The 18,299-nt window shown below is 66.8% G+C and carries 17 protein-coding genes; 14 read left to right on the top strand and 3 right to left on the bottom strand.

Annotated elements, in window-relative coordinates; genetic code table 11:
- Nucleotides 1-8: 8 nt before the first annotated feature.
- From BMZ19_RS15760 to BMZ19_RS15800, 9 genes are all read left to right on the top strand, one after another.
- The gene (locus BMZ19_RS15760; RefSeq protein ID WP_244517260.1) at nucleotides 9-1,088 is read left to right on the top strand and encodes a WD40/YVTN/BNR-like repeat-containing protein; all 1,080 of its coding nucleotides are present in this window, start codon (nucleotides 9-11) and stop codon (nucleotides 1,086-1,088) included.
- A gap of 26 nt (nucleotides 1,089-1,114) precedes the next feature.
- Nucleotides 1,115-3,535 (top strand): efflux RND transporter permease subunit, encoded by a 2,421-nt coding sequence (locus BMZ19_RS15765; RefSeq protein ID WP_090312611.1) that lies wholly within the window; start codon nucleotides 1,115-1,117, stop codon nucleotides 3,533-3,535.
- A complete protein-coding gene (locus BMZ19_RS15770) occupies nucleotides 3,532-3,978 on the top strand; it encodes a GlcG/HbpS family heme-binding protein (RefSeq protein WP_090312534.1) in 447 nt (148 codons plus the stop codon). The genes BMZ19_RS15765 and BMZ19_RS15770 overlap by 4 nt, the downstream gene beginning before the upstream one ends.
- Nucleotides 3,979-4,031: 53 nt before the next feature.
- Nucleotides 4,032-4,820 (top strand): 2-oxopent-4-enoate hydratase, encoded by a 789-nt coding sequence (dmpE, locus tag BMZ19_RS15775; RefSeq protein WP_244517261.1) that lies wholly within the window; start codon nucleotides 4,032-4,034, stop codon nucleotides 4,818-4,820.
- A 23-nt stretch (nucleotides 4,821-4,843) separates the two neighbouring features.
- The gene (locus tag BMZ19_RS15780; protein WP_090312537.1) at nucleotides 4,844-5,800 is read left to right on the top strand and encodes an acetaldehyde dehydrogenase (acetylating); all 957 of its coding nucleotides are present in this window, start codon (nucleotides 4,844-4,846) and stop codon (nucleotides 5,798-5,800) included.
- 11 nt (nucleotides 5,801-5,811) lie between these two features.
- Nucleotides 5,812-6,843 carry a 4-hydroxy-2-oxovalerate aldolase gene (gene dmpG, locus BMZ19_RS15785; RefSeq protein ID WP_090312538.1) on the top strand — a complete coding sequence of 344 codons (1,032 nt, stop codon included), beginning with the start codon at nucleotides 5,812-5,814 and terminating at the stop codon, nucleotides 6,841-6,843.
- Nucleotides 6,844-6,926: 83 nt separating this feature from the next.
- Nucleotides 6,927-7,649 carry a hypothetical protein gene (locus tag BMZ19_RS15790; RefSeq protein WP_090312540.1) on the top strand — a complete coding sequence of 241 codons (723 nt, stop codon included), beginning with the start codon at nucleotides 6,927-6,929 and terminating at the stop codon, nucleotides 7,647-7,649.
- Nucleotides 7,650-7,739: 90 nt separating this feature from the next.
- Nucleotides 7,740-8,585, top strand: a complete 846-nt coding sequence (locus BMZ19_RS15795) for an alpha/beta fold hydrolase (RefSeq protein ID WP_090312541.1) — start codon at nucleotides 7,740-7,742, stop codon at nucleotides 8,583-8,585.
- Between the two features lie 76 nt (nucleotides 8,586-8,661).
- Nucleotides 8,662-9,873 carry a multidrug effflux MFS transporter gene (locus BMZ19_RS15800; protein WP_139214699.1) on the top strand — a complete coding sequence of 404 codons (1,212 nt, stop codon included), beginning with the start codon at nucleotides 8,662-8,664 and terminating at the stop codon, nucleotides 9,871-9,873.
- Nucleotides 9,874-9,925: 52 nt separating this feature from the next.
- On the opposite strand, the gene BMZ19_RS15805 is transcribed toward BMZ19_RS15800, so the two are convergent.
- The gene (locus BMZ19_RS15805) at nucleotides 9,926-10,870 is read right to left on the bottom strand and encodes a p-hydroxyphenylacetate 3-hydroxylase reductase component (protein WP_090312543.1); all 945 of its coding nucleotides are present in this window, start codon (nucleotides 10,868-10,870) and stop codon (nucleotides 9,926-9,928) included.
- A gap of 200 nt (nucleotides 10,871-11,070) precedes the next feature.
- Here BMZ19_RS15805 and BMZ19_RS15810 point away from each other — a divergent pair, with 200 nt between their 5' ends.
- The 5 genes from BMZ19_RS15810 (at nucleotide 11,071) to BMZ19_RS15830 (ending at nucleotide 16,748) form a co-directional block, all read left to right on the top strand.
- Nucleotides 11,071-12,168, top strand: a complete 1,098-nt coding sequence (locus tag BMZ19_RS15810; protein WP_090312544.1) for an SMP-30/gluconolactonase/LRE family protein — start codon at nucleotides 11,071-11,073, stop codon at nucleotides 12,166-12,168.
- Between the two features lie 33 nt (nucleotides 12,169-12,201).
- A complete protein-coding gene (locus tag BMZ19_RS15815) occupies nucleotides 12,202-13,866 on the top strand; it encodes an arylsulfatase (protein WP_090312545.1) in 1,665 nt (554 codons plus the stop codon).
- 90 nt (nucleotides 13,867-13,956) lie between these two features.
- Nucleotides 13,957-14,706, top strand: coding sequence for an electron transfer flavoprotein subunit beta/FixA family protein (locus BMZ19_RS15820; RefSeq protein WP_090312546.1), 750 nt, complete (start codon nucleotides 13,957-13,959; stop codon nucleotides 14,704-14,706).
- Nucleotide 14,707: 1 nt separating this feature from the next.
- Complete coding sequence (locus BMZ19_RS15825) at nucleotides 14,708-15,655, top strand: electron transfer flavoprotein subunit alpha/FixB family protein (protein ID WP_090312547.1); 948 nt, start codon at nucleotides 14,708-14,710, stop codon at nucleotides 15,653-15,655.
- A 328-nt stretch (nucleotides 15,656-15,983) separates the two neighbouring features.
- A complete protein-coding gene (locus BMZ19_RS15830) occupies nucleotides 15,984-16,748 on the top strand; it encodes an OmpP1/FadL family transporter (RefSeq protein WP_090312548.1) in 765 nt (254 codons plus the stop codon).
- A 143-nt stretch (nucleotides 16,749-16,891) separates the two neighbouring features.
- Here the strand turns inward: BMZ19_RS15830 and BMZ19_RS15835 are convergent, their stop codons facing one another.
- Both BMZ19_RS15835 and BMZ19_RS15840 read right to left on the bottom strand, forming a co-directional pair.
- Nucleotides 16,892-17,521 carry a CoA transferase subunit B gene (locus BMZ19_RS15835; protein ID WP_090312549.1) on the bottom strand — a complete coding sequence of 210 codons (630 nt, stop codon included), beginning with the start codon at nucleotides 17,519-17,521 and terminating at the stop codon, nucleotides 16,892-16,894.
- 3 nt (nucleotides 17,522-17,524) lie between these two features.
- Entirely contained in the window at nucleotides 17,525-18,220 is a 696-nt protein-coding gene (locus BMZ19_RS15840; RefSeq protein WP_090312550.1) for a CoA transferase subunit A, read from the bottom strand.
- Between the last annotated feature and the right edge of the window lie 79 nt (nucleotides 18,221-18,299).

The raw sequence follows: 18,299 nt of genomic DNA on the forward strand, positions 1-18,299 counted from the left end.
TTCGAACCATGAAAAAAACAATAATTGCCTTGTGTGTATGCCTGGCCGGCATGGGTGGCGCTAGCGCCCATGCCGTCGAGGCGGCGGCCAATCAGGCGCCGAGCAAGCAGGTGGCGGATACCCTGGAGCAAAAGGCGCTGCCTTCTGCGCTGGCCGCCCACTCCATGCTCAGCGCCATCGCCATGGCCGGCGAGCGCCTGGTGGCGGTGGGTGTGCGCGGCCATGTGGTGTATTCCGACGATCAGGGGCGGAGCTGGCAGCAGGCCAGCGTGCCGGTGACGGTGACCCTGACCGGAGTGTGCTTCGCCGATGCGCAGACCGGCTGGGCAGTCGGTCATCGCGGGGTGATCCTCAAGACCGTGGATGGCGGCCAGAACTGGAGCAAGCAGCTGGACGGCCGGCAGGCCGCAGCGAGGATCCTCCTGGCTCGCGAGATGCAGGACCCGGAACAATCGGCTGACGCCCGTCGCCTGCAGATGGAGGGCGCGGACAAGCCGTTCCTCGATATCCAGTGCGTCGATCGCCAGCACGCCGTGGTCGTGGGCGCCTATGGCTTCGGTTTTGCCACCCGTGACGGCGGCACCGACTGGAAGCCCTCGCTGGAACTGCTCGACGGTAGCGAACAGCGCCATGTCAACGTCGCCCGCCAGCTGCACGACAAGCTCTACCTGGCCGGAGAGCTGGGCATGCTGCTGCGCATGGATGCCGACCTGCGCCAGCTGGAGCCCCTGGGCGAGCCCTATGCCGGCAGCTTCTTCGGCCTGGTGGTGAGCGGCAAGGGCTGCCTGCTGGCCTTCGGTCTGCGCGGGAACCTGTTCCGCTCCACGGACGCCGGGGCGAGTTGGCAGCAGGTCGAGCTGGGCACCAGCAAGAGCCTGACCACCGGTATCAACCTGGCCGATGGCGCCATCCTGCTGGTCGACGAGTCCGGCACCGGCTGGCTCAGCCGCGACGACGGCCTGCGCTTCAGGCCGGTCAAGCCCAATCGGCAATTCCCCTTCGCCGGCCTGCTGGCCACCGCCCAGGGTGGCGGCGTCGCCGTCGGTGTGAACGGGGTTGCCTTCTTCGAGCCGGACGCCCTGCGCTGAGTCGCTGGATACACGAGGTGAACAACATGGGTATCGGTACATCTTCCGATGGCTTCGAGGCCATCGCATCCCTTGCGGATTTCGACAAGTACTCGGGCAACCGCCTCGAGCGTCTGCTGTTCAACCACCGCTTCTGGGTGATCGGCTTCTGCCTGCTGCTGACCCTGGTGTTCGCCCTGGCGGCGACCAACCTGCGGCTCAATGCCAGCTTCCTCAAGACCATTCCGGCCAATCACCCGTTCGTGCTCAACTTCCTGAGCCACGGCGACGACCTCAAGGGCTCGGCCAACTCGCTGCGCATTGCCGTGGCCAGCCGTGGCGAGCAGGACATCTTCACCGCCGAGTACATGGAGACCCTGCGCCAGATCAACGACGATCTGTACCTGGTGCCGGGCGTCGACCGCGCCTTCATGAAGTCGCTGTGGACGCCGCTGACCCGCTGGCAGGGCGTGACCGAGGAGGGCTTCGACGGCGGCCCGGTGGTGCCGGACGGCTTCGACGGCAGCCCGGCAAGCCTCGAGACGCTGCGTGCTAACGTCGAGCGCTCTGGCGAGATCGGTCAGCTGGTCGCGCGCGATCTGCGCTCCAGCATCGTGCTCATCCCGCTGCTGGACATCGACCCGAAGACCGGCGAGGCGCTGGACTACCAGACCCTGTCCGATGCCCTGGAGCAGATCCGCACCCGCTACCAGGCCAAGGGCGTGGACATCCACATCATCGGTTTCGCCAAGGTGATGGGCGACCTGATCGCCGGCCTGCAGGCGGTGCTGGGCTTCTTTGCCGTGGCGGTGCTGATCACCTCGGCGATCCTCTACTACTTCACCCGCTGCTGGCGCAGCACCCTGGTGGTGCAGGGCTGCACCCTGATCGGGGTGACCTGGTTGCTCGGCTGCCTGCCGCTGCTGGGCTATGAGCTCAACCCGTACTCGATCCTGGTGCCGTTCCTGGTCTACGCCATCGGCGTCAGCCACGGCGCGCAGAAGATGAACGGGATCATGCAGGACGTCGGCCGCGGCACCCACAAGCTGATCGCCGCGCGCTACACCTTCCGTCGCCTGTTCGCCGCCGGCATCACTGCGCTGCTCGCCGACGTGGTCGGCTTCGCCGTGCTGACCATCGTCGACGTGCCGGTGATCCAGGAGCTGGCGATCATCGCCAGCGTCGGTGTCGGCATCCTGGTGTTCACCAACCTGGCGCTGCTGCCGATCATGCTGTCGTTCACCGGCGTCTCGGCGCAGGCCGCCGCGCGCAGCCTGAAGAGCGAGGCCGGCGCGGAGCAGGGCGGCGCCAGGCATCCGCTGGTGCAGTGGCTCGACCGCTTCACCGCGCCGCGGGCGGCTACCATCGCCATCGTCGTGGCCCTCGGCGTCGGCCTGTTCGCGGTGCTGGTGGGCAAGGAGCTGAAGGTCGGCGACCTCGATCCAGGTGCCCCCGAGCTGCGCGCCGACTCGCGCTACAACCAGGACAACCAATTCGTCATCGGCCACTACCAGGCCAGCAGCGACGTGTTCGTGGTCATGGTGGAAACCCCGGCCGGCCAGTGCGTCGACTACGCCACCCTACGCAAGGTCGAGGAGCTGGAATGGCGGCTGCGCCAACTGCCCGGCGTCGAGGGCACCAGCTCGATCGCCGGGCTGGCGCGCAAGATCAACGTCGGCATGAACGAGGGCAACCTCAAGTGGAACGAGCTGCCGCCCAACCAGGCGATGATCAACGCCGCCGCCATCCGCTCGCCGCGCGAACTGTTCAATGACACCTGCGACCTGCTCTCGGTGTACGCCTACCTCAAGGACCACAAGGCCGACACCCTGGACGCGGTGGTCGACGTCACCCAGCGCTTCGCCGCCGAGTACAACGATGCCGACGCGCGCTTCCTGCTCGCCGCGGGCAACGCCGGCATCGAGAGCGCCACCAACATCGTGGTCAAGCAGGCCAACGGCCAGATGCTGCTCGGCGTGTACCTGGCGGTCACCCTGCTGTGCTTCGTCGCCTTCCGCTCCTGGCGCGCGGTGGTCTGCGCCATCCTGCCGCTGATCCTCACCTCGCTGCTGGCCGAGGCGCTGATGGTCAAGCTGGACATGGGCCTGAAGGTGGCGACCCTGCCGGTGGTGGCGCTGGGCGTCGGCATCGGCGTGGACTACGCGCTGTACATCCTCAGCGTCACCCTGTTCTGGATCAAGCGCGGCGCCACGCTGTCGCAGGCCTACTACCAGGCGCTGATGTTCACCGGGCGGGTAGTGGTGTTCACCGGCCTGACCCTGTCGCTGGGCGTGGTCACCTGGATCTTCTCGCCGATCAAGTTCCAGGCCGACATGGGCGTGCTGCTGACCTTCATGTTCCTCTGCAACATGCTGGTGGCCCTGGTGCTGGTGCCGGCGCTGGCCTGCTTCATGCTCAAGCCGGCCGCGCCGCTGGCCTGCGCCGGCAACCGGGAGGTGCTGGTATGAACCTGCATCCCAACCCCGGCACCGAAGTGTTGCGGCTCGGCGATCCGCTGAGCCTGCCGGTGGCCCACCAGTCCATCGCCGCCGCCCTGCGCCATGCCGAGGCGCGCGGCCTGCGGGTCAGCGTCGCGGTGGTGGACGCCGGCGGCCACCTGCTGGCCTTCTCCCGCCTGCCGCAGGCACCGCTGCACACCATCGACATCGCCCAGGACAAGGCGATGACCGCGGTGTCGTTCTCCATGCCGACCGGCGCGCTGGGCGAGCTGATGAGCTGCGCGCCCGAGCACGTGCGCACCTGCCTGCTGCTGAGGCCACGCATGGTGCCGATGGGCGGTGCCTTCCCGCTGCTGGTCGACGGCCGGCTGGTCGGCGCCATCGGCGTGTCCGGCGCCAGCGAGGAGCAGGACACCGAATGCGCCGCTGCCGGATGCCACGCCATCACATGAACCTGAACTGCCTCAACCCATTCCGCAGTTTCCCCGCACAGGAGAACCACTCCGTGAATAGCACCTCCTTCGACATCGCGGCGCTGGGCGACGAGCTGTTCAACGCGCTGCGCAGCGCCGAGGCGGTCGCCCCGCTGACCGAGCGTTTCCCGCAACTGAGCATCGAGGATGCCTACGCCATCCAGCAGCGCCTGATCGCCCGGCGCCTGGAGCAGGGCGAGCGCATCGTCGGCAAGAAGATCGGCGTCACCAGCCAGGCAGTGATGGACATGCTCAAGGTCGACCAGCCTGACTTCGGCCAGCTCACCGACCGCATGATCGTCGACCAGGGCTCCAGCGTGCCGATGGCCTCGCTGATCCAGCCCAAGGCCGAGGGCGAGATCGCCTTCGTGCTCAAGCACGACCTGGCCGGGCCGGGGGTCACCGTGGCCGACGTGCTGCGCGCCACCGAGGGCGTGATGGCCTGCTTCGAGATCGTCGATTCGCGCATCCAGGACTGGAAAATCAAGATCCAGGACACCGTCGCCGACAACGCCTCGTGCGGCGTGTTCGTGCTCGGCGACCGTCTGGTCGACCCGCGCCAGCTCGACCTGTTCACCACCGGCATGGTGCTGGAGAAGAACGGCCGCATCGTCGGCACCGGCGCCGGCGCGGCGACCATGGGCTCGCCGGTGATCGCCGTGGCCTGGCTGGCCAACACCCTGGGCCGTCTGGGCATGGGCCTGAAGGCCGGCGAAGTGATCCTCTCCGGGGCGCTGTCGGCCATGGTGCCGGTGACGTCCGGCGACCAGTTGCGCATGACCCTGGCCGGCATCGGCAGCTGCTCGATCCGCTTCGACTGAGCGACATTAGCAAAGGAATCCCGATGAACAACAAGAAACTCAAAGTCGCCATCGTCGGCTCCGGCAACATCGGCACCGACCTGATGATCAAGATCCTGCGCAACGGCAAGAACCTGGAAATGGGCGCCATGGTCGGCATCGACCCGGCCTCCGACGGCCTGGCCCGCGCCGCGCGCATGGGCGTCGCCACCACCCACGAGGGTGTCGAAGGTCTGACCCGCCTGGAGGTGTTCAAGGACATCGACTTCGTCTTCGACGCCACCAGCGCCGGCGCGCACGTCAAGAACGACGCCTTCCTGCGCTCGCTCAAGCCCGGCATCCGCCTGATCGACCTGACCCCGGCGGCCATCGGCCCGTACTGCGTGCCGGTGGTGAACCTCGAGGAGCACCTGGATGCGCTGAACGTCAACATGGTCACCTGCGGCGGCCAGGCCACCATCCCGATGGTCGCTGCCGTCTCCCGCGTCGCCAAGGTCCACTACGCCGAGATCGTTGCCTCGATCGCCAGCAAATCCGCCGGCCCCGGCACCCGCGCCAACATCGACGAGTTCACCGAGACCACCACCCAGGCCATCGAGGTGATCGGTGGCGCCGCCAAGGGCAAGGCGATCATCGTCATGAACCCGGCCGAGCCGCCGCTGATCATGCGCGACACCGTGTTCGTGCTCTCCGAGCTGGTCGACCAGGCCAAGGTCGAAGCCTCGGTCGAGGAAATGGCCGCCGCCGTGCAGGCCTACGTGCCGGGCTACCGCCTGAAGCAGAAGGTGCAGTTCGACGTGATCCCCGCGGACAAGCCGCTGACCATCCCCGGCCACGGCCAGTTCTCCGGCCTGAAGACCTCGGTGTTCCTCGAAGTCGAAGGCGCCGCCCACTACCTGCCGGCCTACGCCGGCAACCTCGACATCATGACCTCCGCTGCGCTGGCTACCGCCGAGCGCATGGCGCTCTCCATGTTGTCCCAGCCGATGCAGAACGCGTAAGGAGCGCCGCCATGACCTTCAATCCCGGCAAGAAGCTGTACATCTCCGACGTGACCCTGCGCGACGGCAGCCATGCCGTGCGCCACCAGTACTCGATCCAGAACGTGCAGGACATCGCCCGCGCCCTGGACGAGGCCAAGGTCGACGCCATCGAAGTCACCCACGGCGACGGCCTGCAGGGCTCGAGTTTCAACTACGGCTTCGGCGCGCACACCGACCTGGAGTGGATCGAGGCCGCCGCCGACGTGATCAAGCAGGCCAGGATCACCGTGCTGCTGCTGCCCGGCATCGGTACCGTCCATGATCTGAAAGCCGCCTACGACGCCGGCGCCCGCTCGGTGCGCATCGCCACCCACTGCACCGAAGCGGACGTGTCGAAGCAGCACATCGAGTACGCTCGCGAACTGGGCATGGACACCGTCGGCTTCCTGATGATGAGCCACATGATCCCCGCCGAGCAGCTCGCCGCCCAGGGCAAGCTGATGGAGAGCTACGGCGCGCAGTGCATCTACATGGCCGACTCCGGCGGCGCGATGAACATGAACGACATCCGCGAGCGCATGCGCGCCTTCAAGGCGGTGCTGAATGCCGAGACCCAGACCGGCATGCACGCCCACCACAACCTCAGCCTCGGCGTGGCCAACTCCATCGTCGCGGTGGAAGAGGGTTGCGACCGTATCGACGCCTCTCTGGCCGGCATGGGCGCCGGCGCCGGCAACGCGCCGCTGGAGGTGTTCATCGCCGCCGCCGAGCGCATGGGCTGGAACCACGGCACCGACCTCTATCGCCTGATGGACGCCGCCGACGACCTGGTGCGTCCGTTGCAGGACCGTCCGGTGCGCGTCGACCGCGAGACCCTCGGCCTCGGCTACGCCGGCGTGTACTCGAGCTTCCTGCGCCACGCCGAAGTGGCCGCCGAGAAGTACGGCCTGAAGACCCTGGATATCCTCGTCGAGCTGGGCAAGCGCCGCATGGTCGGCGGCCAGGAGGACATGATCGTCGACGTCGCGCTGGACCTGCTGGCGGCCGGCAAGGGCCGCTGATCGATGAAGGCGGCGGGAGCCAGGTTGGCTCCTGCCCCTTCCGGCACCGTGACCGATTGTTCATAACAACAAGGAAAATCGTCATGCTTCATCGCCTGTTGCTCGTCCTCCTGCTCATGCTGCCTGGCCTGGCTAGCGCCAGTCTTGCTGCCCAGCGTCTGCAGGACATCCGCCTGCAGGCTTTCGCCGCCTGCAGCAACCTGCTCGCCTTCTACAACCCCAACCAGGATGAGGCCGACCCACGCCACCTCGAGCGCTATCGGCAGGGGTTTGATGGGCTACAGCAGCTGCTGACCGGGCAGGATGACGCCACGCTGAAGGAGGCGTCCGCCGAGATGCGCAGCGTGCTCGAGGAGATCGAACGCGTTCCGACGGGCCAGGTGGAACTCTATCCCGAGCGGATCATCCCGCTGATGAAGGCCCATGCCCGTCTCGACCATCGGGCGGCCGAACTTTATGCCGCAGCGCCAGCCGCCGAGCCGCGCCAGTTGACCCTGCACCGCCTGAGTCTGGACATCGAGCGGCTGCTGCTGCTCTACCAGTCGCGCGCCTTCAGTCTGATCGGCATGTACGTGCTGGACGTGGACGACGACACCGTTCCCCAGCTGGACGGCCAGATCCTCCAGGGCTTCGCCGATCTCAAGGCGCAATGGCCCGAGCGCGCGACCGAGCTGAGCAAGCTGAAACAGAGCTACGACTTCGTCCGCCCCCGTCTGTTGCAGCACGACCGGGCCTGGGTTCCGGGCAGCGCGGCCTACTACCTGGGGCAGGTCACCACGCGGCTGGCGCAACTCGATGCCAAATAGCGCATGTATCCACCCCACTTAACTGATCGTCGTCGCGCCTGACGCGATGTAGTCCTTCACCTGACATCCAAAAACAAAAGGAATCAACCCATGAGCCAATACACCCAGGACAACACCAGCCACTTCGCCCAGGTCGGCGACCTGCGCCTGCACTACAACGACGTCGGCGAAGGCGAGGTGGTGATCATGCTGCACGGCTCCGGCGCCGGTGCCACCGGCTGGGCCAACTTCCACCGCAACGTCGACGCCTTCGTCGCGGCCGGCTACCGGGTGATCCTGCTCGACTGCCCGGGCTTCGGCAAATCCGAACCGCTGCTCAGCGCCGAGCCGCGCTTCGTGGTCAATGCGCGCTACACCAAAGGGCTGATGGATGCGCTGGACATCGACAAGGCGCACCTGGTCGGCAACTCCATGGGCGGCGGCAGCGCGCTGGCCTTCGCGGTCGAGTTCCCCGAGCGCCTCGGCAAGCTGATCCTCATGGGTGCCGGGGGCGTCGGCAAAACCAGCCTGTTCACTCCGCTGCCGATGGAAGGCATCAAGCTGCTGTTCCAGGTCTATCGCGAGCCGACCCTGGACAATCTGAAGAAGATGCTCAACGTCTTCGTCTACGACGCCAGCACGCTGACCGAGGAGCTGGTCCAGCTGCGCCTCAACAGCATCCTCGCCAACCCGCAGCACCTGGAGAACTTCCTCAAGAGCGTCGAGCTGAGCCAGTTCAACTTCGGCGACTTCAGCGCCAACCTGCCGGACATCAAGGCCAAGACCCTGATCACCTGGGGCCGCGACGACCGCTTCGTGCCCATCGACTGGAGCCTCAAGCTGCTCAACGGCATCCCCGACTCGCGCCTGCACGTGTTCAGCCAGTGCGGCCACTGGGCGCAGTGGGAGCACGCCGATGCCTTCAACCGCCTGGTGATCGACTTCCTGCAGCACTGAACCGCGACTGAGCAAGACCGAGGGGGAGGCGGCTTGCCTCCCCCTTTTGCGTTAATAGAAAGGAGAAGGCTTGCCCGTGACTTCGACCAGAGACGTACCGCTCATGCTGCTGTTGCTGCTGGGCACCCTGACCGCCATCGCCCCGATGTCGACCGACATGTATCTGCCGGCCTTCCCGGCGATCCAGACTGCGCTGGAGCTGGCACCCGGCGAGGTGGAGCTGAGCTTTTCCGCCTATTTCGTCGGCATGCTGCTCGGCATGCTCTGCTACGGGCCGATCAGCGACCGCTTCGGGCGCAAGCCGCCGCTGCTGTTCGGTCTGTCCCTGTATACCCTGGCGTCGCTGCTGCTGGCCGGCAGCGACAGCCTGACCGAGCTGATTGGCTGGCGCTTCGTGCAGGGACTGGGAGGCTGCGCCGGGGCGGTCCTGGCGGTAGCCATCGTGCGCGACCGCTGCACGCCGCAGCAGGCCGGCCGGGTGATGAGTCTGATCACCCTGGTGATGGGCGTGGCGCCGGTGTTCGCGCCGCTGGCCGGTGGGCTGGTGCTCGAGCTGTGGGGCTGGCACGCCATCTTCGTGGCGCTCGCCGGCTTCGGCGTGTGCTGCCTGCTCGGGCTGCTGACGGTGCTCGACGAGAGCCTGGCGCAGCGCAGTGCCAGTCTGGCGCTGCGGCCGGTGCTGGCCGGCTACGGCCAGTTGCTGCGGGATCGGCGTTTCATCGGCTATTCGCTGAGCCAGGCCTGCACCACCGGGGCGATGTTCGCCTACATCGTCGGCTCGCCGTTCGTGCTGATCGATCTGCACGGGGTATCGCCGCAGCGTTTCGGTCTGTTCTTCGGCATCAATGCCATCGGCCTGGTGCTGGCCAGCCAACTGGTGCGCCTGCTGCTGCGCCGCCACTCTCCGCTGCAGTTGCTACCACGGCTGCTCTGGGCGCCGTTGCTGGCCGGCAGCCTGCTGGTGCTCAACCAGCTCATTGGCGTGAGCGGGCTGTGGCTGATCCTGCCGGCGTTCTTCGTGCTGGTGTCGAGCGTCGGCCTGGTCGGCCCCAACGCCACTGCGCTGGCGATGGCCGAGCAGGGCGCGCGCGCCGGCCAGGCGTCGGCGCTGCACGTCAGCCTCACCTTCGGCATGGGCATGCTCGCCGGCCTGCTGGTCAGCCGGCTGCACGACGGCAGCCTGTTGCCGCTGGCGCTGGTGGTGTTCTGCTTCAATGTCGCCGGCCTGCTGGCCTGGCGTCTGCGCAGTGAGCCGCTGGCCGAGCCGGCGCAGGAGGTCGGTGTCTGATTGCGTGAGGAAGGGGAGAAGCGCGGGGCCGAGCGGCCCCGCGTGGGAGGATTCAGCGGCTGGCCATGCCCAGGCGCAGGGCCTTCTTGAGCACTTCCAGCTCGCCTTCGCTGAGGGCGCCGAAGATGTCGTCCTGAGCCTTGTTCACAGTGCTCCACAGCGCCTCCAGCTTGGCATGTCCGGCCGCGGTGACCTGGTGGCGCTGCTCCACGCTCTGCAGGTAGCCGCGCTCCTGCAGGGCGACCAGGGCCTCTTCCACTTCCTGCGCCGGCATGGCCGCGGCCTGCTGCAGTTCGGCCAGGCTGGCGTTCGGTGCGCTGTCCAGCACCAGCAGCAGGCGCGCCTCGCTGTTGCGCAGATCCAGCTTGAGGTTTTCCTGGACGAAGCGCGGATGGCAGGCGTTGACCGCCTGGATCATCAGGTAGAACAGGTTGTCGCCCAGGCGGGTATTGAGCAGGTCGCCCGCTTGGCTGGTTTCGCTGTCCTCCGGTTTGCGCCCGCGCGGGTGGGGCAGAACCATGGCGTAGCCGCCCTGGTGATAGACCAGTGGCGCGCGGCCGTGGTCCTCGTAGCGCTCCACCTTGCCGATCATGATCCAGTGGTCGCCGCCGTCGATGTGTTGGAAGTGGCTGCACTGGAAGTTGCCCGCGCAGCCATCGAACACCGGGGAGTCGCCCAGGCCGCTGGCGTATTCGATCCCGGCGAACTTGTCTTCCTGCGGACGGGCGAAGTGGTTGGAGAGGGCGATCTGGTCCGAGGCGAGCAGGTTGACGGTGAAGTGGCTGGCGGCCTGGAAAACCTCCCAGGCGCTGGAGCGCTTGTCCAGGCTCCAGAGGATCAGCGGCGGCTCGAGGGACACCGAGTTGAAGCTGTTGGCGGTGACGCCTACCTTGTGTCCGTCCGGCCCGCAGGCGGTGACGATGGTCACCCCGCTGGCGAAGTTGCCGAGGGCGCGGCGAAATTGGCGGGGGTCCATGCTGTTCTCTGCAGTAGTCATGAGGCTCTCCTGGGATCCTTCCGCGGCGCTGCCTGCGCAAGATCCGTTTCGTTGTCGAGGTAAGGCCATTCTGGTCAACCTGGCTGGCGGGATCATTGGCGTTAAACCGAAAGCACCTTTCACTTGGTTTGGCTGGTCGAATGGGCCACAGCTGGTAGCGTGACGCTGACTGGATATCGGAAGAGCAACAGGAGTTCCTCGTGCACAAGATCCATTGCGTCGCTGCGCTGGCCGGTTCGCTGGCTGCCGGTCTGGTTATCGCTGAATCGGCCTTTGCTGAAGCGCTTTCCGCTGAGGCTCCCGTCTGTGCCCCGGGCGACGGCTACCAGCCGGTCTGCGGCATTGCCCCGCCGGAAGATCTCGAGCTGTCGCCGGACGGTCGTCACCTGTTCATGAGCATTACCCCCGGCCTGGCCGGCCAGCAGGTGTCGCGCCTGCGGGTTATGGATCTGCACAGACAGCAGGTGAGCGATCTGGACGTGGCCATCGAGCCGGCGGCCGGCTGGGGAGATGGGCAGTGTGCTGCGCCCACGCAGGCGCCGGGCGCCCACGGCATTCACCTGTCCCGGCGTGCCGATGGTCGCCACCAGTTGCTGGTGGTCAACCACAGCGGCCGCGAGGCCATCGAGTTCATCGAGCTCGAGGCGGCCGACAAAGGCTGGACCGCCACCTGGCGCGGCTGCGTCGAGCAGAAGGGCGTCGGCCGCTTCAACGATGTGGCAGCTACCCCGGATGGCGGTTTTGTCGCCACCGTGATGTTCGAGTCGCCGAGCATGGCGCCGCCGCTGCCCCTGGTGCAGCTGCTCGATGGCCGCGATACCGGCTACCTGATGAGCTGGGCACCAGGTAGCCCGCTGGCCAAGGTTGAGGGCAGCGAGGCGCCGTTCCCCAATGGCGTGCAGGTGTCGGCCGATGGTCGGCATGCCTGGTTCGCCGCCTGGACTGTCGGGGAAATCCGTCAGTTCGACCTGCAGGACAAGCGCACGCTCGCCCACATCCCGGTAGGCTACATGGTCGACAACCTGAGCTGGGGGCGCGACGGCCGCCTGCTGGGGGCGGGGATCTCCGATGTTGCTGCGTTCCAGCGCTGCTTCGCCAGCCATGTCGAGCACTGCCCGGTGGGCTTCAAGGTTTCTGCGCTGGACACCGCGAGCGGGCGGCACCGTGTGCTGTTCGAGGCCGGCGAAGGCGTGCTGGCTGGCGCATCGGTGGCTGTCGAGGCGGCAGGCCAGCTCTATGTCGGGGCCTACACCGGGGATCGCCTGTTGCGAGTGAGCGAAATTCGCCTGGAAGACTGATCGGCCTGTCGATAACAAAAAAGAGAAAAACTCATGAAGCGATTCAAGCGAGCGGCCACGGCTGCCATGCTGGCCTGCGTGCTGCCGCAAGCTGCCTTTGCCGCCAGCAGCCCACCGAACATCCTGCTGATCCTGGCCGATGACCTGGGGTTCTCCGATATCACCAGCTATGGTGGCGAAATCGAAACGCCGAGCCTCGATCAACTGGCCGGCGAGGGCGTCCGACTGACCGGTTTCTACGCCGCCCCGACCTGTTCGCCCACCCGCGCGATGCTGATGTCTGGCACCGACAACCACTTGGTTGGCTTGGGCACCATGGCTGAGGTGCTGCCCTTCGCCAAGGATCTGCAGGGACGCCCCGGCTACGAGGGCCACCTCAACGATCAGGCGCACTCTGTGGTGCAGCTGCTCAGGGACGGCGGCTACGCCACCTACATGGCCGGCAAGTGGCACCTGGGCCAGGCCGACGACCAGGGGCCGCATGCCTGGGGCTTCGACCGCTCGGTGACCCTGCTCGAGGGCGGCGCCAGCCACTTCAAGCCGCTGCCTGGCTCCAAGGTGCGGATCGAGAACGTCAGCTACCGGGAAGATGGCAAGCCGTTCGAGGTGCCGGAGGATTTCTTCTCCAGCGACTTCTACACCGACAAGCTGATCGACTACATCGAGTCCGGGCGCGAGACTGGCAAGCCGTTCTTCGCCTATGCCGCCTATACCGCGCCGCACTGGCCGCTGCATGCCCCGCAGGAATACCTCGACAAGTACAAGGGCCGCTATGACGGCGGATACGATGCCATTCGCCATGAGCGCATCGAGCGCCTGAAAAGCCTCGGTCTGATCGATCCGCAGTTCGCCGCGGCGCTGCCGGCACCAGTGCCGAGCCCGCAGTGGCAGCAACTGAGCGTCGAGGAACGGCAGCTCCAGGCGCGCAAGATGGAAGTCTACGCCGCCATGGTCGACCACCTGGACATGAATATCGGCCGCCTGGTCGACTACCTGAAGAAGATCGGCGCCTATGACAACACGTTGATCGTCTTCATGTCCGACAACGGTGCGGCTGGCGAGGACCATGCCAAGGGCTATTCGCCCGCCGACGAGAACACCGACAACTCGCTGGCCAACATCGGCCATAAGGGCTCCAACATCAACTACGGCTACCGCTGGGCCGAGGTCAGCGCCACACCGTTCAGTCTGGTCAAGGGCACTACCGCCGAGGGTGGCATTGCCGTGCCGACCATCGTGCGTTTGCCGGCCAGCCTGGGCGGTGAAGGCGGGCGCATCCTGCGCGGTTTCGGTCGCGTCGATGACCTGGCACCGACCTTCCTCGAACTGGCCGGTGTCCCGGTGCCGGGGGCCAGCTATCGGGGGCAGCCCAAGCAGCCGATGACCGGACAGTCGCTGCTGGGCATGCTGGCCGGCAAGGAACCCGGCGCGGCACGGCCGGTGGCCGGCGAGCTGTTCGGCCAGGCCTACGTGCGCGATGGCGACTGGAAGCTGGTGGCGGCCCGCGCCCCGGACGGCAGCCCGCCGCTGCCCGACCGGCCCTACGACTGGAAGCTGTACAACCTGGCCGAGGATCGCGGCGAAACCACCGATCTGTCCGCCCGCTATCCCGCGAAGGTCGAGGCGCTCAAGGCGCAGTGGCGCAGCTATGTCGAATGGGCGGGGGTGGCTGAACCGCCGTCTCAGCCCGGAAGGTAACCGCTACAAATCCAGCACAACAGGACAGCCCGGCGACAGGTGTGGCGACGGGCGTCTGAACAATAGCGAGTGGATGCACCCGAGGTACCGATGAAGATTCTGGTAACTGTGAAACGCGTGGTCGATTACAACGTCAAGGTCCGCGTCAAGGCGGACAACAGCGGCGTCGATCTGGCCAACGTCAAGATGTCGATGAACCCGTTCTGCGAGATCGCCGTGGAAGAAGCGGTGCGTCTCAAGGAAAAGGGCATCGCCAGCGAAGTCGTGGTGGTCTCGGTCGGGCCGAACGCGGCCCAGGAGCAGCTGCGCACCGCCCTGGCCCTCGGCGCTGACCGCGCCATCCTCATCGAGTCGAACGACGAGCTGAACTCGCTGGCGGTGGCCAAGCTGCTCAAGGCCGTGGTCGACCAGGAGCAGCCGCAGCTGGTCATCACCGGCAAGCAGGCCATCGATAGCGACAACAACCAGACCGGGCAGATGCTCGCTGCGCTGTGCGGCTTCGCCCAAGGCACCTTCGCCTCCAAGGTCGAGGTGAATGGCGACACGGTCAACGTCACCCGCGAGATCGACGGCGGCCTGCAGACCGTGGCCCTGAAGCTTCCGGCCATCGTCACCACCGACCTGCGCCTCAACGAGCCGCGCTACGCATCCTTGCCGAACATCATGAAGGCCAAGAAGAAGCCGCTTGAGGTGCTGACCCCGGACGCGCTGGGCGTATCCACCGCCTCGACGGTGAAGACCCTCAAGGTCGAAGCCCCTGCCGCGCGCAGCGCCGGGATCAAGGTCAAGTCGGTGGCCGAACTGGTCGAGAAACTGAAGAACGAAGCGAAGGTGATCTGAGATGGCAATCCTGGTAATCGCTGAACACAACAACAGTGCCCTGGCTGCCGCCACCCTCAATACCGTGGCCGCCGCACAACAGATCGGTGGCGATGTCCACCTGCTGGTGGCCGGCGCCAACTGCGGCGCGGTGGCCGAGGCCGCCGCCCAGGTCGCCGGTGTGGCCAAGGTGCTGGTCGCCGACAGCGCCGCGTTCGCCCACCAGCTGCCGGAGAACCTGGCGCCGCTGGTGGTGCACCTTGTTCAAGGGCAGGGGGCTCGCGGTTACAGCCACGTGCTGGCCCCGGCCACCACCAACGGCAAGAACTACCTGCCGCGCGTCGCCGCGCTGCTCGACGTCGAGCAGATCTCCGAGATCGTCAAGGTGATTGACGCCGACACCTTCCAGCGGCCGATCTATGCCGGCAACGCCATCGCCACCGTGCAGTCCAGCGCGGCGGTCAAGGTCATCACCGTGCGCGGCACCGGTTTCGGCCCGGTGGCGGCCGAAGGCGGCGCTGCTGCCATCGAAGCGCTGGCGGCTGGCAGCGATGCCGGCATCTCCGCCTTCGTCGGCGAGGAACTGGCCAAGTCCGAGCGTCCCGAGCTGACCGCGGCGAAGATCATCGTCTCCGGCGGCCGCGGCATGCAGAACGGCGACAACTTCGCGCTGCTCTACAGCGTGGCCGACAAGCTCGGCGCCGCCGTCGGCGCCTCGCGTGCCGCGGTGGATGCCGGCTTCGTGCCCAACGACATGCAGGTCGGCCAGACCGGCAAGATCGTCGCCCCGCAGCTGTACATCGCCGTGGGCATCAGCGGCGCCATCCAGCACCTGGCCGGCATGAAGGACTCCAAGGTGATCGTGGCGATCAACAAGGACGAGGAGGCACCGATCTTCCAGGTGGCCGACTACGCTCTGATGGGGGATCTGTTCGAAGCAGTGCCTGAGCTGGGTTTGTTGCTCGGTTGACAGCTCTCGCTCCTGCCTGCTCGGCGGCGTCTGACATCCTCGGATGCCGCCGAGCAGGGGCGGCTCCGTCGTTCTGGCAGCCCCCCGCAAACCTGCGACCCATTCGAATCAGTTTAGAAGGGCGTGCCCTGGGCGGGTGGCGCTGATCGCTGGGAAGTTGACGAATATCGTCTGCACGCCTGTTATTGCCCGGCGCCGCGTCAATCGAGCGTAACGCCGTTGGCCTTTGCCTAGAGTGGATAAGGTGTTCCACCACCATAGTCGTTGTCCTGCCGCTTGCCAGCGCATGCGCAGTTCCACGACCACCACGTCGCTCAGGTAGACTGCCATGGAAACCCCCCGCTATACCCTTGCCCTGTTAGGCAGCCTGCTCTGCCTGACCACCCCCGGCGTGGCCAATGCCGGGAGCATCGTGCCCTCCGAATCCGCCACGGATGACCTCAACCTGGTCTACCAGTTGCGCTCGGACACCCACATCGGCCTGCACTACAGCTTCCCGGTGGCGGGCGAGTCCGCGGCTCGCCAGGGCAGCGACAATCCGCTGTTGGCTCAGGCGGCCTTGCTGGATGCCCGCGGTCTGCGCAGCGCACCCATGCCGATCGAGATGAGTCTTCCGCAGGCCGCGACCCTAAGCCTGTACCGGGCCCTGGGGCCGCAGTGGGCCTTGCTGGTCAGCGCTGGCTGGCAGGACTGGTCGGCGCACCGCCGGGCCGACGTCGAGTGGGGCGGCGCCAGCGCGAGCTCCGGCGCCGCTGAGCGCAGCTACCGCGACACCTGGCACCTGGCCATCGGTACCCAGTACCAGGCCAGCCCGAAACTGCTCCTGCAGGCCGGGGTGGGTTATGACAGCTCGGCGCTTACCGAGGGGCGGCAGACCTTCGCCGCCCCCATGGCGGCAACCTGGCGGCTGGCTTCGGGACTGAGCTATGCCTACGACCGCAACACTGAACTGAACTTCAACTATGCCTTCACCTGGATGGGTGACCTGGCGGGGGAACAGGGCTACAGGGGGGATCAGCGGCTCGGCGCCGCCGAGGAGTTCAGCAACGCCTACTTCCATACCGTGACCTGGTCCGTCACCTGGCGTTACTGATGGCCGCACCGCTGCGCTGGTGCACGCCAGCAGGACGGAGGTCTTGGGCGTGACCTGCATCGCTGCGGGTCACGCCCTCCACGCTACTGCTGTTGTCGTTGTGGGAGCCTCGCCCTCGGGGCGAAGCTCTTGCCTCGCCAGACTCAACGCTGGATCGGGCAGCCGGTGGCGGCCTGCAGCTCCTCGAAGCTGACGCCCTCGGCCAGCTCGACCAGCTTCAGCCCTTGCTCTGTGACGTCGAGCACGGCTAGGTCGGTGATGATCCGGTCGACCACGCCGACGCCGGTCAGCGGCAGCTCGCAGCGTTCGAGGATCTTGTGCGCGCCGCCCTTGGCGGTGTGCTCCATCAGCACCACCACGCGCTTGACGCCGGCGACCAGGTCCATGGCGCCGCCCATGCCCTTGACCATCTTGCCGGGGATCATCCAGTTGGCCAGGTCGCCCTGGGCCGACACCTGCATGGCGCCGAGGATCGACAGGTTGATGTGGCCGCCGCGGATCATCGCGAAGCTCGCCGCGCTGTCGAAGAAGCTGCTGCCGGGCAGGGTGGTGATGGTCTGCTTGCCGGCGTTGATCAGGTCCGGATCGACCTCGTCCTCGCTCGGGAACGGGCCGATGCCGAGCAGGCCGTTCTCGCTCTGCAGCCAGACGTCCATGCCCGCGGGAATGTAGTTGGCCACCAGGGTCGGCAGGCCGATGCCGAGGTTGACGTAGAAGCCGTCCTGCAGCTCCTGGGCGGCGCGCTGCGCCATCTGTTCGCGGGTCCAGGCCATGGTTCAGTTCCTCACCGTGCGTTGTTCGATGCGTTTCTCGGGGTTCGGGTTGACCACGATGCGTTGAACGTAGATGCCCGGCAGGTGGATCTGGTCGGCGTTCAGAGCGCCGGTCTCGACCAGTTCCTCTACCTCGACCACGCAGACCTTGCCGGCCATTGCCGCCAGCGGGTTGAAGTTGCGCGCGGTCTTGCGGAACAGCAGGTTGCCGGCCTGGTCGGCCTTCCACGCCTTGACCAGCGCCACGTCGGCGGTCAGCGAGCGCTCCATCACGTACCACTCGCCGTCGAACTGGCGGGTCTCCTTGCCTTCGGCGACCAAGGTGCCGTAGCCGGTCTTGGTGAAGAACGCCGGGATGCCGGCACCGCCGGCGCGCAGCTTCTCGGCCAGGGTGCCCTGTGGGGTGAATTCCAGCTCCAGCTCGCCGGCCAGGTACTGGCGCTCGAACTCCTTGTTCTCGCCGACGTAGGAGGAAATCATCTTGCGGATCTGCCGGGTTTCCAGCAGCAGGCCGAGGCCGAAACCGTCGACTCCGGCGTTGTTGCTGATCGCGGTGAGGTTCTTCTTGCCGGAGTCGCGCAGGGCGGCGATCAGCGCCTCGGGGATGCCGCACAGGCCGAAGCCGCCGACGGCGATGGTCATGCCGTCCGCCACCAGCCCGTCGAGGGCGGCGTGGGCGTTGGGGTAGAGCTTGTTCATGGGTGTGCCCCTCTTGTCGTTCCGTTCGTGGCGCCGGGTGTTGCTGCCGCTGTTGTGGGAGGCCCGCCCTCGGGGCGAG

Origin of the sequence: Pseudomonas linyingensis (assembly GCF_900109175.1) — a bacterium.
Classification (GTDB): Bacteria; Pseudomonadota; Gammaproteobacteria; order Pseudomonadales; family Pseudomonadaceae; genus Geopseudomonas; species Geopseudomonas linyingensis.

Coding starts and splice junctions, on each gene's coding strand:
- BMZ19_RS15825 (WP_090312547.1), top strand. CDS start 14,708: ATGGCAATCCTGGTAATCGCTGAACACAACAACAGTGCCCTGGCTGCC.
- BMZ19_RS15795 (WP_090312541.1), top strand. CDS start 7,740: ATGAGCCAATACACCCAGGACAACACCAGCCACTTCGCCCAGGTCGGC.
- BMZ19_RS15805 (WP_090312543.1), bottom strand. CDS start 10,870: ATGACTACTGCAGAGAACAGCATGGACCCCCGCCAATTTCGCCGCGCC.
- dmpG (WP_090312538.1), top strand. CDS start 5,812: ATGACCTTCAATCCCGGCAAGAAGCTGTACATCTCCGACGTGACCCTG.
- BMZ19_RS15780 (WP_090312537.1), top strand. CDS start 4,844: ATGAACAACAAGAAACTCAAAGTCGCCATCGTCGGCTCCGGCAACATC.
- BMZ19_RS15765 (WP_090312611.1), top strand. CDS start 1,115: ATGGGTATCGGTACATCTTCCGATGGCTTCGAGGCCATCGCATCCCTT.
- BMZ19_RS15815 (WP_090312545.1), top strand. CDS start 12,202: ATGAAGCGATTCAAGCGAGCGGCCACGGCTGCCATGCTGGCCTGCGTG.
- BMZ19_RS15830 (WP_090312548.1), top strand. CDS start 15,984: ATGGAAACCCCCCGCTATACCCTTGCCCTGTTAGGCAGCCTGCTCTGC.
- BMZ19_RS15760 (WP_244517260.1), top strand. CDS start 9: ATGAAAAAAACAATAATTGCCTTGTGTGTATGCCTGGCCGGCATGGGT.
- BMZ19_RS15770 (WP_090312534.1), top strand. CDS start 3,532: ATGAACCTGCATCCCAACCCCGGCACCGAAGTGTTGCGGCTCGGCGAT.
- BMZ19_RS15835 (WP_090312549.1), bottom strand. CDS start 17,521: ATGGCCTGGACCCGCGAACAGATGGCGCAGCGCGCCGCCCAGGAGCTG.
- BMZ19_RS15840 (WP_090312550.1), bottom strand. CDS start 18,220: ATGAACAAGCTCTACCCCAACGCCCACGCCGCCCTCGACGGGCTGGTG.
- BMZ19_RS15820 (WP_090312546.1), top strand. CDS start 13,957: ATGAAGATTCTGGTAACTGTGAAACGCGTGGTCGATTACAACGTCAAG.
- BMZ19_RS15790 (WP_090312540.1), top strand. CDS start 6,927: ATGCTTCATCGCCTGTTGCTCGTCCTCCTGCTCATGCTGCCTGGCCTG.